Source organism: Aliidiomarina sp. (genome assembly GCF_047920995.1).
GTDB lineage: Bacteria > Pseudomonadota > Gammaproteobacteria > Enterobacterales > Alteromonadaceae > Aliidiomarina.
This window is the reverse complement of sequence record NZ_JBLRWZ010000008.1, coordinates 13,518-26,440: the sequence shown is the minus strand read 5'-3', so window position 1 is coordinate 26,440 and position 12,923 is coordinate 13,518. Positions and strand designations below refer to the sequence as shown.

Below are 12,923 nucleotides of genomic sequence, written 5' to 3'. Positions count from 1 at the left end.
CTAAACTTTAACCATCAATAGAGCTAGGGCCTTCTATAGGAAAGGGGGTACTTAGCGCATCGCTGTGTTCAGCGGGTATATCGTTGTGATCGCTAGGGAATACGGCAGCAATGATATCGTCATCTGCATGGCTCTCGCTGGCATCATTTTGGTTGCGTTGGCCATAGGTTACGTTCCAAGCGATCGCCGGTGCCGGAATATTATGCAAGTTGCTGCGGCTAGCAAGGCTTGGTGCTGATTTCTCTTGCTGGTTGTTGTTAGTTGTTTCGCTACTTCCCGCGTTTGGCTCAGGGCTGTTTGTATTGGGCTCAGGGCTGTTTGTACCTCGCTCAGGGCTGTTCTCATCAGCCGCTACCACAGTGCCATCAACGGTGTTGCTTGCTGAAGTGGTATCGGGTGCTGAACGGTGCGGCGGCATTTGCACATCGCGTAGATTTAAATTTAATAGAGTTAATTCACCCTCGTAGCGCGATTTCGTATCGCTACTAAACCCAAATTGAAATTGCGCTTCCCAACCAGTGCGGGGGGTAAGCCGCAAGCGGCCACCTGAACGGGCAACATCCAAAAACTGTACTTTATATTGCTTGCATACTGTTTCAGCGTGTTTACGCGCGCTCTCTTCTTGTAACCGCCATTGCCAAAACAGGTACACGCCGAGAATCAGTAGTAATAGGTATAACGCATCCATTAAACCGTCGGTCATTAACTACTCCTCGTTTGGGCTACCAAAGCCGCGATACCGCGTTGCAGTGCCGGCGAGAGCTGTTCCTTGCGGAACAACTGCAACATAAGCCCGCGAAGTTCGGGCAGCATTACCAGATCACGGAAAATTTGTATAAATACATGTTCGTTGATTGTAGCAAGTAAGCCAAGGTAGTGTTCTAAATTATCGTTGGCGGTAAGTGCAACCCAGTTTCGCGCACCGATGGTAAGCAGCAGATCTTGGATATCATTCACTACCGCAGCTTCGGGAGTATCGCCGCCGGTAGTATTAAGATCCCGTGCACAGGCGTTAAGCAGCTGCTGCACATCGTTTTGCAGGTTGGAATACCGGCTTGCATCCGCTAAACAACGTAACAGCATGATTTGCTGTTCTCGAGGTACTGTTCGCAACGTGCCAATTAAGTTCTGTGCAAGCGTAGCCGGCAGTTTCGCGTGTTCCAGAGCTTCCATTAGTGTTTGCTGCAAGGGTTTAGGCCACTGCAAAAGCTGTGTGTGAATGTGCTGTTGAATGCTCGTTTCCTGCAAATTACGCACCACAACATCATGAATGCCTTGCACGCCTAAATCTTGCCAGGTACTGGTGGCGGTTTCGCCACGTAAAAATGCCAGCGCACCAGAGTAATGAACCGAGGCTGGAAATTGCAAATCATGGCTTACCTGAGCATGAAATGCTGCTCTTCGTGGCTCATCCGGGGTGAAAATATATGGGTTTTGCTGTTGTCGTTTCTCTTGTTCGGCAGTTGGTGCTGCAGTTGGGTTCTCACCTAAGGCCTCAACAATAATACTGAGGAAATGTTGCCGAGCTGCATGCTGAAATAATCCGCGTTCATCGAGCGGTAGTTTTACAAACCAAATATAGGGATCATGAATTTGCTCTGATTCTGCTCGCTCTTTTTGGCGCAATACAATACCTAGCCATGCATGCTGTTGGCGTGGGTTTGGGAATGGCCGTTCGCCATTTTCAATGGCGTTAAATTCTTCTGCGGTGAAGGGTTTTACGATACGGCTTAGATCATAGATGCGGTATTCAGTTTTAGCTTCGTGATTTGCGCCGGCAACGGCAAGAAAATCAGTTAGGGTATCGATTGATTGCATGCTTTTCCGGTATAATTAGAGATTCAACTTACGAATAAATGTGTGCTCTTTAGCATCGATTAAGATAGCTCTAGCACAGCGTTAATATTAGGCGTTTATTATGGCGAACTCATCTGCAAACAAGCCCGTGGCTGCAAAATCTATTGCTCAGCAAACCTTAACTTTACTCGCGCAGCTAGAAGCTGATTTGCAAGCTGCTGAGTTATGGCAAAAGCAAATGCCCAAACCTGCCCAACTTATGAGTTCTCAGCCTTTTGCTACAGATACGTTAGATTTCCATCAATGGGTGCAGTTTATCATGATCCCAAGTTTACGACAGTGCGTGCAGCAACGAAAGCCATTACCAACCAAGATTGCGGTGAGCCCAATGGCACTTGAAGTATGGAAGGGCCAACTGAAAGCGCATCGGGAAATTATTCTTACCTTGAAAGCCATCGATGAATTATTGGATGGCCACCATGAGCGACACTAAGCCGTTGCCTGTAACCAGATCTGCGGCATTGCCTGTAGCATTACCTTTAGCAATGCAGAGTGAACGGCCATTTTTACCCATTGTGTATCAAGATGAACATATCGCTGTAATTGATAAACCGGCGGGTTTGCTCGTACATAGAACCATGCTTGCACGCGGCGAGAAATGGTTTGCGATGCAACTTTTACGTGATCAACTTGGCCAACATGTTTTTCCGGTACATCGCTTAGACCGGCCCACGTCTGGCTTAATGGTGTTTGCGTTAAGTGCAGAAGTTGCCACCACAATGGGCCAATTGTTCGCCGAACAGCAGGTGAACAAAGTGTATCATGCAGTGGTAAGGGGTTATTTGTTAGGGCAGGGGCGCATTGATTACCCATTAAAAGAGGAGCTTGATGCAATCGCCGATAAAATGGCCGATGCCAATAAAGCAGCCCAAAGTGCCATTACCGATTACAGCTGTATACAGCAAGTAGAGTTGCCGTATGCAGTAAGCAAACGCCACGCAACAAGCCGTTATTCGTTGGTGCGGTTGGCGCCAAAAACTGGCCGCAAACATCAATTACGTAGGCATATGGCCCACTTACGCCACCCAATTGTGGGCGATACCAATCATGGCGATGGTCGCCACAATAACTTTTTCCGCCAACACTTCAATATTCACCGGTTGTTGTTAGCCGCAACGGAATTAAGTTTTCCACATCCTGTTACGCAGCAGTTAGTACATTGTGGTATTCCGTTGCCAGAGGAATTTTCTGCAGCTTTTCAGCAAAAGAATACTTAACCTTGCGGTTTTTCGGCATGGAAACTTATTTCTAGTAGTTGCCCATGTGCCGTGCTTTGAGTGTTATCGCAATCGGTCATAATCGCGAGCGCCGAGAGTTCATCTAGATTGCGGCCATGAAATTCGATGAAATCTTCTTGTAAATTGCGCACTTCTACCCGCCACGTATGTGGTTCAACAACGCCGGATTGTAGCGCGATCATATGCGCCTGTTGGGCAAATGGATTTGGCCAATGATCGTTAATGTCGGCATCTTTTGCCCACACATAGTTCAGCGCTCGGGTTCGCCAACGCAATACTCTATGTTCATCTATTGCATAAATGCGTAATGCGAAATCATCGCCTGAACGGGTTTGTTCATCAGCACCCGAGGGAGTTTGTAAAACCCGCCACTGCCAACGTATCCAGGGCGTTTCTTGTAAGTTAACACCTTCTCTGAAAAACAACCCAGAGGCTTCACCTGGTTTGCATTGCGCATCTAGTAATTGCGTTTCACCTGTTGCGATTACTGTATAACTGCTGGGTTTGGTAAACACATGTTCCGGCCAGCGAAGAATGTTTTGCGGGCTAAAAACAATACCTGCGCTCAGGGTTGCAACTTGTAAAGCAGTAAAGGTAAACATAAACGTAATCCTTGATTGTACTTGCTCGGTGGCCATGATTTTGATAAGAGCAGGCTTGGTTAGCAATAGTTCCGCTCCAAAAATACTTGAATGGTTGATAAAAAAGGTGTTTCGGTAGATACCTCAATAAGTTATCGCGCTACACTATAAACACATCAAACTTACATTGAACTTCTACACGCTGCTATAGGCTTGGCATTGCGATGCCGCCTCAGGTGACTATGAGTTTACATCTAGATAGGAAACACTATGCTTAAAGACAGAAAAACACTAGAGAATACCCACTCAATGGGTATGCCAAAGTATCGAACAGCGCGCCGCAAATCAGCAACAGCGGCAATGCACAAAGGGTTCGTGTTAACGCCTATTGCAAGCTTGCTATGCGCTTTTGCGGTGCAAGCAAATACCGATAAGCCTAGTGATTCTGAAACAGCGGCAGCGCCAATTGAGCGCATACAAATCATAGGTGAAACACGGAATGAAGCGCTTTCCCCTCAAGGCGCGAAATTACGCGGTGTTTTTGGTTTGGATGAAGGCATTCTCGATATTGGTCGTTCGATTACGCCACTGAGTGAAACCTTATTACTGGATAGCCAGATTACGGATTTGAATAGCCTGAGCCGATTGGTACCGAATACTCACGGTGCAGTTGGCTTCGCTTCGGCCTCTTTACCAACCATTCGCGGTCAGCTTGGTGAGGTGTTTAGTAATGGCCTGCGGCGGCAAGGTGGCAACAATGGCTTTGGTATCCCAATGTCGTTTAACAGTGTAGAGCAGTTAGATGTTGTAAAAGGTATGCCGCCAGTAATGCTAGGAACCACACAGCGTGTGGGTGGTTTTGTAAATATACAGAGTAAACGGCCGAGTTTAACTGAGAATTTTAGCCGTATTGATCTTTCGGCCAGCCGTTGGGATCGCTACGGAATGCAAGCCGATGTTGCTCGCGTGGTACGCGAAGATGAGCTAGCGGTGCGCCTGAGTGTTGAATTACGCGATGAAAACAGTTTTTATGATTATACAAACTTTAACAGTGAGAATGTTTTTTTGGCGGCGCGCCTGCGGCTATCGGATCAAGCCGAGTGGAATGTAAGCTGGGAGTACTTCGATGCGGATTTTACCGATAATGCTGGCTTAAATCGGCCTACTCAAGCACTTATTGATGATGGGTTGTATATTACCGGCCAAGGGCAGCAGCCGAATGGCTCGTTTGTGCCAGGTGCTGGAGCTGTTGTTTCACCAACGGGTATTGTGAAAATACCGCGCTCGCAAGTACTTACAGACCCCGACAATATTAGTACTGGCTCAACACATATTCTGCATTCTACGCTTAATTATGAGGTTAGCGATGCGCTTACTTTAGTAAATCGTAGTTATGCTGAATACTTGCAGCGCGAGAACATTGCCCAAAATAGCTTTGTGGAAATTATCGATGCGGCCAAAACAGCAGAAAACCGCATAGAGCTGCACTTTCGGCAAAGTGAACGGGCAACACTGATATCTGGCGCGAGCGTGCGTTACAACTCAGTGTTGGGATACAGCCAATTTACCACCGAAGCCGATAATCCGATTGATTTAACGGGCTCAATTGAAAACCGGCGTATTCCGCTTACCCCAGAGCAGCAAGCGCGGTTTGTGCAATTACGCCCAGGATTATACGTATCTCCTGGCGCTAATTACGATATCAATAATGATGGTAATCTTGATTTCAACACGTCTGATACTACTGATTCGCAAACATGGCAGTATGGTTTATTTGCGCAATATCAGTTGCAAGCTACGGATCGATTGCGGTTAACCACAGGTGTGCGTGGCGATTGGTATGATGTTTCTGCGCGCGATCCATTGCCGCCTGAAGGGGTGATTGCAGCACAAGATAGCTACAATACCTTTCTTTCTGCGGGTGAAATTACGGCGTTGTATCAGGTAACCAATACTATGAATGCCTATGCAACCGCAGCCTATGCCGAATCTACTGCAAATAGTATGGGCGGCGGAACAGTATTGGGCGCAAATAATGAAATTGATGCGCTAAATTTCGCTACCGAAAACGAGCTGTATGAAGTGGGCCTGAAATGGAACAGCATTGATAGCCAGTGGTATGCGGATGTTGCTGCTTTTCAGCAAACGCGCAGTTTACGTAATCGTGATGGCTCAAATTCAGGAATAAAAACCCGTGGCATGGAAGGGCAGTTGTATTTTATGGCTGATAGCTGGCTTTGGAATATCGGGGCAGCTTATCTTGATGCGCGATTTGATAATTCAACCGCGAGCCAAGGTACTCGGCAAGTGGCTGATGTATTCGATAACTCTCGCCCAGATTTGATTGAGGGTACCGGTGTAGGTTCCCCAAACTTTACTGCATTCCCAAATTCTACTGCCCGCATTCAGGGCTTGCCGCGGCTTTCGCTATCTAGCTCGTTGCGGTATGAGTTTAATAAACAATTACGAGTTGGTGTTGATGGTTGGTATACCCAAGCCTATCCATTGGATTATTTGGCAACAGTTTATATTCGTGACCAGTATGAATTAAATGCTATGGCCAGTTATCAGCTGAATGAAAATACTCAGCTGCGGTTAGATATTATGAACCTAACCGATGAAAAGAACTGGAGCCCGGTATTTGAAGGGGGTTATTTTGGTGCGGATTTAGTGATGCCAAACCTACCGCGGCACATGAAAGTAACGCTCAGTTTGCGGTTTTAAAAATAGGCAGCAGTACGCCGAAGTTTCGAACGATAATGGCTCTGTGCTATGCCACTGGCGATTAGGTTAGTGTAAAAAACAGATTAAGGGGATCGCATGCAATTTTCGAAAATTATATTAATTCTTGTTGTGGCCAGTTTATTAGTACTGGCTTACGTATTTGATGTGCAAAGTTACTTAAATCTGGAAACACTGCGAGCAAATTATGCTGATTTAGTGGCATGGAAGGATGCCAATTTGATCGTTGCGATAACAGCCGCGATGGTAGTTTACATTTTGGTTACAGCCCTATCTATTCCAGGCGCAGCGGTTATGACCTTGGCTGTTGGGGCGATTTTCGGTTTTTGGCATGGCATTATTATTGCTTCATTTGCATCTACCATTGGCGCTACTTTAGCGTTTTTGGCTGCTAGATTTTTGCTGCGGGATTGGGTGCAAGGGAAGTTTAGCAAGCGCTTTGCGCAAATCGATGAACGCTTTACCAAAGATGGTGCTTTTTATCTTCTTTCATTGCGCTTAGTACCGTTATTTCCGTTTTTTATGATCAACTTATTGATGGGGCTAACGCGGATTCGTACCTTCACTTACTTTTGGGTGAGCCAGCTGGGGATGTTGGCTGGTACCGCGGTGTACGTGAATGCAGGTACTCAGCTGGCCTCAATTGAAAGCCTTGGTGATGTATTTTCACTCCAATTAGTATTGTCGTTTACCTTATTGGGTATCTTCCCCCTCATTGCGAAACTGATGGTAAGCTTATTGCAGCGTAGAAAGCGGCTGAAGAACTGGCAGAAACCAAAAGTTTTTGATCGTAACTTAATCGTGATTGGTGGTGGTTCTGCTGGCCTAGTTTCGGCTTATATTGCGGCAACTGTGAAAGCGAAAGTAACCCTAGTTGAACAACATAAAATGGGCGGTGATTGTTTGAACACCGGCTGTGTACCATCGAAAACTTTGATCAATATCGCCCGCAAGCATGCGGCTTTAAACAAAGCCAATGGCACTTCTGAACCGATTCAACTGAGTAGTGCGATGGCGAAAGTAGAGCAGGTGATTAAAGATATCGAGCCGCATGATTCAGTGGAACGCTATACGAACCTGGGCGTTGAGGTATTGCAAGGGCGCGCTACCATTACCTCGCCATGGCAGGTAGAGATTACTACCAGTGCTGGAACACAAACACTTACTACGCGTGCCATTATTGTAGCTACGGGTGCGCGGCCGTTTGTGCCGCCTATTCCTGGCCTTAGTGATATTCCTTATCGCACTAGTGATAGTGTGTGGGAACTGGAACAATTACCACCACGATTATTAGTGTTGGGTGGCGGCCCTATCGGTTGCGAGCTAGCGTTGGCGTTTGCTAATCTGGGTAGTAAGGTTACCGTGTTGGAGGCAGAACAACGTTTGTTAAGTAAAGAGGATGAAGATGCTGCAGCACTGGTTACGGCTTCTATGGAACAGCAAGGCGTGCATGTTGTAACGGGCAAAAAAGCGGTTCGTTTTGCTCAGGAAGGCAGTGAAAGTTTGGTGTATGTTGAGGGTGAAGAGCAACCGTTACGCACAGATTCTGTGTTGGTAGCTGTTGGTAGAGCTGCGAATTTAAGTGGTTTTGGCTTGGCAGAGTTGGGAGTGGCAACCGAACGCACCTTGCCGGTGAATGCGGTAATGCAAACGGAGATCCCTTCAATCTATGCTGCGGGTGATGTAGCTGGGCCCTACCAGTTTACCCACGTGGCATCGCATCAAGCGTGGTACGCAAGTGTGAATGCATTGTTCGCACCGTTGAAGAGCTTTGCCGCTGATTATCGGGTAATACCGCGTGCTACGTTTACGGATCCTGAAGTTGCGGCGGTAGGTTTGAATGAACTTGAAGCAAAAGCGCAGCATATCGATTATGAGGTAACTCGTTATGATATGAGTGATTTAGATCGCGCTATCGCGGATGATGTGGCGTACGGCTTTGTGAAAGTTCTTACTAAGCCCGGTAAAGACGAGATTCTCGGTGTAACCATCGTTGGCGCGCGTGCTTCTGAGCAAATCAGCGAATTCGTGCTCGCGATGAAGTATAAATTGGGTTTGAATAAGGTTTTGGGCACTATTCATATCTACCCAACCATGAGTGAGGCCAATAAGTACGTGGCCGGTGAATGGAAAAGAGCGCACAAACCAGAACGTGTTTTAGCATGGTTAGAGAAGTTTCATGCGTGGCGAAGAGGCTAGGATGCGAGTGTTTCAGTATGGTTTAGTGTTGGTAATGTTGTGCACTTCCTTTACTACTGCCGCAGTTAATGCTGTGGCAGAGCAGGATGCGGTAGCGAAAAACTGGCAGGAAATTACCGCTGAGGCGCGCGGACAAACTGTATACTTCCATGGCTGGGGTGGTTCGGCAGAAGCAAACCGATACATGCGCTGGGCGGCTGCAGAGCTATTGGAAGAGTATGGGGTGCGTTTACGCCATGTGCGTGTTGCTGATATTAGTGAATCGGTGAGTTTGTTGTTGAACGAGCAAGCAAGCCAAGGTGATGATTACCGAAGTGCCGTTGATTTGATTTGGATTAATGGCAAGAATTTCCATGCGTTAAAAGAAGCCGGTTTATTAACAGCAGATTTATCAACGCAAATTCCGAATAGTGCATTACTCAACCCGGAACATGTATATGAGTTCGATTTTGGGGTTGCTACTGAAGATTTAGAATTACCCTGGGGAGTTGCACAGTTTTACCTGATGCTATCAGAGCGTGCCCAAACAGCATTGCTTGGTGCTACCGAGGCTGATACTCAAGGCGGCACGCAGGTTCATGAGATGCAGGCTCGGGTATCGGCTGAACAGCTGCTGGCGTTTGCAAAAACCAACACCGGCCGGGTGAGTTATCCAAAGCCACCAGAGTTTCATGGCACCACGTTTCTTAAGCAGTTGTTACTTGCGCTTAACAGCCCTGAGCTCAAAGAAAACAGCCCTGAGCTCAGAGAAAACAGCCCTGAGCAAAACAACGTTAGGGTAGAGGCATTGTACGAGGAATATAATGCTGAGCGCCATGCACCCATATTAGCCGCACTGTTTAATTACCTTGATCAACTCCACCCCCATCTGTGGCGTGAAGGGCGCGCATTCCCCAACAGTGCAGCAGAGCAAATGCGGATGTTTGCTGATGGCCAATTGGATATCGCGGTTAGCTTTAATCCTGGAGCGTTAGCTAGTGGCGTTCAACGGGGTACTATACCAGCAGTTACCATGCCAGCAAATTTGGGAGCAGAGGCGATTACTAATAGCCACTACCTTGCTATCCCTAAGCACAGTGAACAGCGTGCGGGCGCATTAGTAACACTGAATTTTCTACTTTCAGAAACTGCGCAACGGCACAAAGCAAACCCAGATATATGGGGCGATCCTGCTGCTATTGTGTTGCCTTATTCACAGGTAGAGAGTACACAGGTAGAGAGTACACAGGTAGAGAGTTCAGAGGTAGGGAATTCACCGGCAGGGTTGTTGTTTCCTGCTGCGCAAGAACCACATGTGAGTTGGAATGCTGCATTGGAACAGGCGTGGCGTGAGCGCTATGAATAAATCGCGATGAGTAAACTGCCATGAGTAAAACCCTTGAGTGGCCGAAAATATCTATAACACTGCTGGCGTTGCCGGCAGTGTTGCTGATCGGGCTGCCGTTAGTGGCTGCGTTGTGGTTAATTATTACGATACTCTCTCAGCATGGCAGCCAAGATTGGCTCTTATTTCTGAGCACAGGTTCGGTACTTACCGGTTTAGTTTACAGTATTGCTTTGGCGATCGTTCCTACCTTGCTGGCGCTATATAGCGCGGTTTGGTTGCTTGCCAGAATGGCCAAACCACCTGCATGGATTGCCGCGTTGTTAGCCATTCCCCATGTTGCTTTTGCAATAGGATTAAGCCTGTTATTGCTGCCTGGCGGTTGGATTAGCCGAGTATGGTTAGGTTTAGATTTGCAGCTACAAATACCTTTATTAACCCCATTTTTGAGCGCTATTTTCACTGATAAGAGCCTACCATTTTTATTCGTTACCTTGTGGCTAAAAGAGCTGCCGTTTTTATTGTTAATGGCGCTGATCGTAATGCAACAGTTGCCGGTGCGAGAGTGGCAACAGATAGGTGCCAGTTTTGGTTATCGAGCACCACAAACATTTTGGCGGATTATCGTTCCCCAGCTTGTGCGTAGGCTACGCTTGCCGATTATGGTGGTGGCAATTTACGGCCTAGCGGTGGTGGATGTAGCCTTAGTGGCGGGGCCAAATTTACCAAGCCCATTGGCCGTGCAGGTATTGCAATGGTATCAACAGCCCGGAAATGAGTTATTTGCCGCTCTCGGCAGTGTAGTATTGGTTGCTGCTAGTGCGCTGGTGTTGCTGCTATTGCGCGGGCACGAATGGCTGCATGGCCAATGCGCATTACTCGCAGTTACTCGCGGCAGGAAAATTAGTGGCCAAGCAGCCTTACCAAGCTTTATGCAGGGGCCGGGCATAGCGCGTTTGCGTAAGTTCGTGGCGCAATTGCCGTTTACAGCGTTTTTAGTGGTGCAGATTGCTACCGCAATTGCGTTACTGGTATGGTCGTTCACCGCAGCTTGGCCAAATACGGCATTGCTTCCTACTAGTTACAGTGTTGCGAACTGGCAATGGGAATGGCAGCCTTTACAAGAAGTGTTATGGAATTCATTGTGGATTGGCGTGGTGGTAGCATCTTTAGCTACGGCGTTGGTGCTGTTAATGCTGGAGTGGGAGTATCAACGCGGCAAGCGAATTGCAGATGCTTATATGTTGTTACCTCTGTTGGTGCCGCAATTACCTTTGTTAATGGCTTGGCATATGCATGTAGCACCTTTTACGCTAGCAGCGCCTGCTTTCTGGCTGGTGTGGGCGCATACTGTGTTTGCGGCTGCATATATTTGGCTTACCTTGGCTGCAAGTTATCGTAACTTTCCTCATATGTGGCTTACGCAAGCGGCTACGTTTGGCTATTCAGCGCCACAACGTTGGTTTAAGGTGCGTTTGCGCATGTTAGCTGCTCCGATTGTGTTGGCCTGGTCGGTAGGTTTTTCGGTGAGTATTTTACAGTATCTGCCCACGTTAATTTTTGGCGCAGGGCGCATTCTTACCGTAACTACTGAAGCTACAGCCTACGGCAGCGGTTTTGAACGTTCGCTAGCAGCGATCTATGGCCTAGCACAGATAGCTTGGCCGTTAATAATGTTTGCGGTGGCGGCAATATTAGCGAATAAATATCGCGTTCACACGATACGAGGTGCATAAGTGCTGCAGTTAAACAATGTTGTGATAACCTTAAAAGGTGCGGAGCAGCCAATGCTTGAGGTGCCGCAGTTAAGCATTGCGGACGGAGAAATTGTGGTGTTGATGGGGGCAAGTGGCAGTGGCAAAAGCACTTTGTTAAACTGGCTAATTGGCGCGCCATTAGCAGATTTTCAGTGTACTGGTGAGATACTTTTACACGGCGTACCTATTCAGCAACTGCCTATGGAGCAGCGCCGCATTGGCATTCGCTTACAACAGCCGTGGTTATTTCCCCATTTAACCGTGCTCGAGAACTTACTGTTTGCCTTGCCGCGCAATTTTGGCAGCCGGCATCAGCGAGTACAACATGCAGAACAACTGTTAGCAGCGTTTAATTTGTTGGCGGTAAAAAAACAATTACCCGATACGCTCAGTGGTGGCCAAGCGGCTCGTGTATCATTGGCACGTGCGCTGATTAATAATCCTCGAGCGATGTTATTAGATGAGCCTTTCTCTGCTTTAGATAGCGTTACACGAGAACAAATTAAGGCATTTACCTTTAATCACTTAATGCAGGCGCAACTACCTTGCTTATTGGTAACGCATGATAGCGGTGATTGCCCAGCAGGAGCGCGTATTATTCATGTTTGATCATCGAGTATTACCACTACTAAAGCGCATTACCTTGCCGCTGGCGCAACAGCTAGTGAAAATGCAGGTGCGTGCGGATCATGTTACCTTGGCAGGCTTTGTTGTGGGTGTACTGGCGTGCGTAGCGGTGGTGTTCAGCCAATTTTGGTTGGCCTTGGCGCTGTTGTTGCTAAATCGCCTTGCCGACGGCATTGATGGCGAGTTAGCGCGCTTGCAGGAGCCCACAGATAGTGGCGCGTACTTGGATATCGTGCTCGATTTCCTGTTTTATAATGGCTTTGTGGTAGCGTTTATTTTATTGCAACCTGAGGCGAATGCTATTGCCGGTGCGGTGCTCATGCTCAGCTTTGTGGGTACCGGGATAAGTTTTTTGGCGTTCGCAACCCTAGCAGCTAAGCGTGGTATCAGTAATCCGCGTTATCCTAGTAAATCTATGTATTATCTCGGTGGCCTAACGGAAGGCACCGAAACCATTATCGTGTTCGCATTATTCTGTTTGCTACCTCATTACTTTGCTATATTGGCGTACTGCTTTGCTGCGCTTTGTTTTATTACAACAGCGATGCGAATTGTGGGCGGTTATCAAACTCTGCGAGCCGATTAGTTTCAGCCTAAC

11 protein-coding genes are annotated in these 12,923 nt (G+C 47.4%); 8 read left to right on the top strand and 3 right to left on the bottom strand.

Annotated features, from left to right (window positions below; translation table 11 throughout):
* Positions 1 to 7 precede the first annotated feature (7 nt).
* Together ACNA7P_RS03450 and ACNA7P_RS03445 are read right to left on the bottom strand one after the other, a co-directional pair.
* Positions 8 to 703 carry a DUF3301 domain-containing protein gene (locus ACNA7P_RS03450; RefSeq protein WP_416257211.1) on the bottom strand — a complete coding sequence of 232 codons (696 nt, stop codon included), beginning with the start codon at positions 701 to 703 and terminating at the stop codon, positions 8 to 10.
* Entirely contained in the window at positions 703 to 1,818 is a 1,116-nt protein-coding gene (locus ACNA7P_RS03445; RefSeq protein WP_416257210.1) for a DUF3549 family protein, read from the bottom strand. Before ACNA7P_RS03445 ends, ACNA7P_RS03450 begins: the two co-directional genes overlap by 1 nt.
* A 100-nt stretch (positions 1,819 to 1,918) precedes the next feature.
* Here ACNA7P_RS03445 and ACNA7P_RS03440 point away from each other — a divergent pair, with 100 nt between their 5' ends.
* Together ACNA7P_RS03440 and truC are read left to right on the top strand one after the other, a co-directional pair.
* Entirely contained in the window at positions 1,919 to 2,290 is a 372-nt protein-coding gene (locus ACNA7P_RS03440; protein WP_416257209.1) for a YqcC family protein, read from the top strand.
* Positions 2,291 to 2,342: 52 nt separating this feature from the next.
* A complete protein-coding gene (gene truC, locus ACNA7P_RS03435) occupies positions 2,343 to 3,074 on the top strand; it encodes a tRNA pseudouridine(65) synthase TruC (protein WP_416257257.1) in 732 nt (243 codons plus the stop codon).
* Here truC and ACNA7P_RS03430 read toward each other — a convergent pair.
* A complete protein-coding gene (locus tag ACNA7P_RS03430) occupies positions 3,071 to 3,697 on the bottom strand; it encodes a DUF3047 domain-containing protein (RefSeq protein ID WP_416257208.1) in 627 nt (208 codons plus the stop codon). The genes truC and ACNA7P_RS03430 overlap by 4 nt on opposite strands.
* Before the next feature lie 339 nt (positions 3,698 to 4,036).
* On the opposite strand from ACNA7P_RS03430, the gene ACNA7P_RS03425 reads away from it, so the two are divergent.
* From ACNA7P_RS03425 to ACNA7P_RS03400, 6 genes are all read left to right on the top strand, one after another.
* The gene (locus ACNA7P_RS03425) at positions 4,037 to 6,400 is read left to right on the top strand and encodes a TonB-dependent receptor (protein WP_416257256.1); all 2,364 of its coding nucleotides are present in this window, start codon (positions 4,037 to 4,039) and stop codon (positions 6,398 to 6,400) included.
* A 96-nt stretch (positions 6,401 to 6,496) separates the two neighbouring features.
* The gene (locus ACNA7P_RS03420) at positions 6,497 to 8,617 is read left to right on the top strand and encodes an FAD-dependent oxidoreductase (protein ID WP_416257207.1); all 2,121 of its coding nucleotides are present in this window, start codon (positions 6,497 to 6,499) and stop codon (positions 8,615 to 8,617) included.
* Between the two features lies 1 nt (position 8,618).
* Complete coding sequence (locus ACNA7P_RS03415; RefSeq protein ID WP_416257206.1) at positions 8,619 to 9,962, top strand: ABC transporter substrate-binding protein; 1,344 nt, start codon at positions 8,619 to 8,621, stop codon at positions 9,960 to 9,962.
* 20 nt (positions 9,963 to 9,982) lie between these two features.
* Positions 9,983 to 11,677 carry a hypothetical protein gene (locus ACNA7P_RS03410; protein ID WP_416257205.1) on the top strand — a complete coding sequence of 565 codons (1,695 nt, stop codon included), beginning with the start codon at positions 9,983 to 9,985 and terminating at the stop codon, positions 11,675 to 11,677.
* Positions 11,678 to 12,307 carry an ATP-binding cassette domain-containing protein gene (locus ACNA7P_RS03405; RefSeq protein WP_416257204.1) on the top strand — a complete coding sequence of 210 codons (630 nt, stop codon included), beginning with the start codon at positions 11,678 to 11,680 and terminating at the stop codon, positions 12,305 to 12,307.
* Positions 12,300 to 12,911, top strand: coding sequence for a CDP-alcohol phosphatidyltransferase family protein (locus ACNA7P_RS03400; protein WP_416257203.1), 612 nt, complete (start codon positions 12,300 to 12,302; stop codon positions 12,909 to 12,911). The genes ACNA7P_RS03405 and ACNA7P_RS03400 overlap by 8 nt, the downstream gene beginning before the upstream one ends.
* Positions 12,912 to 12,923: the final 12 nt, after the last annotated feature.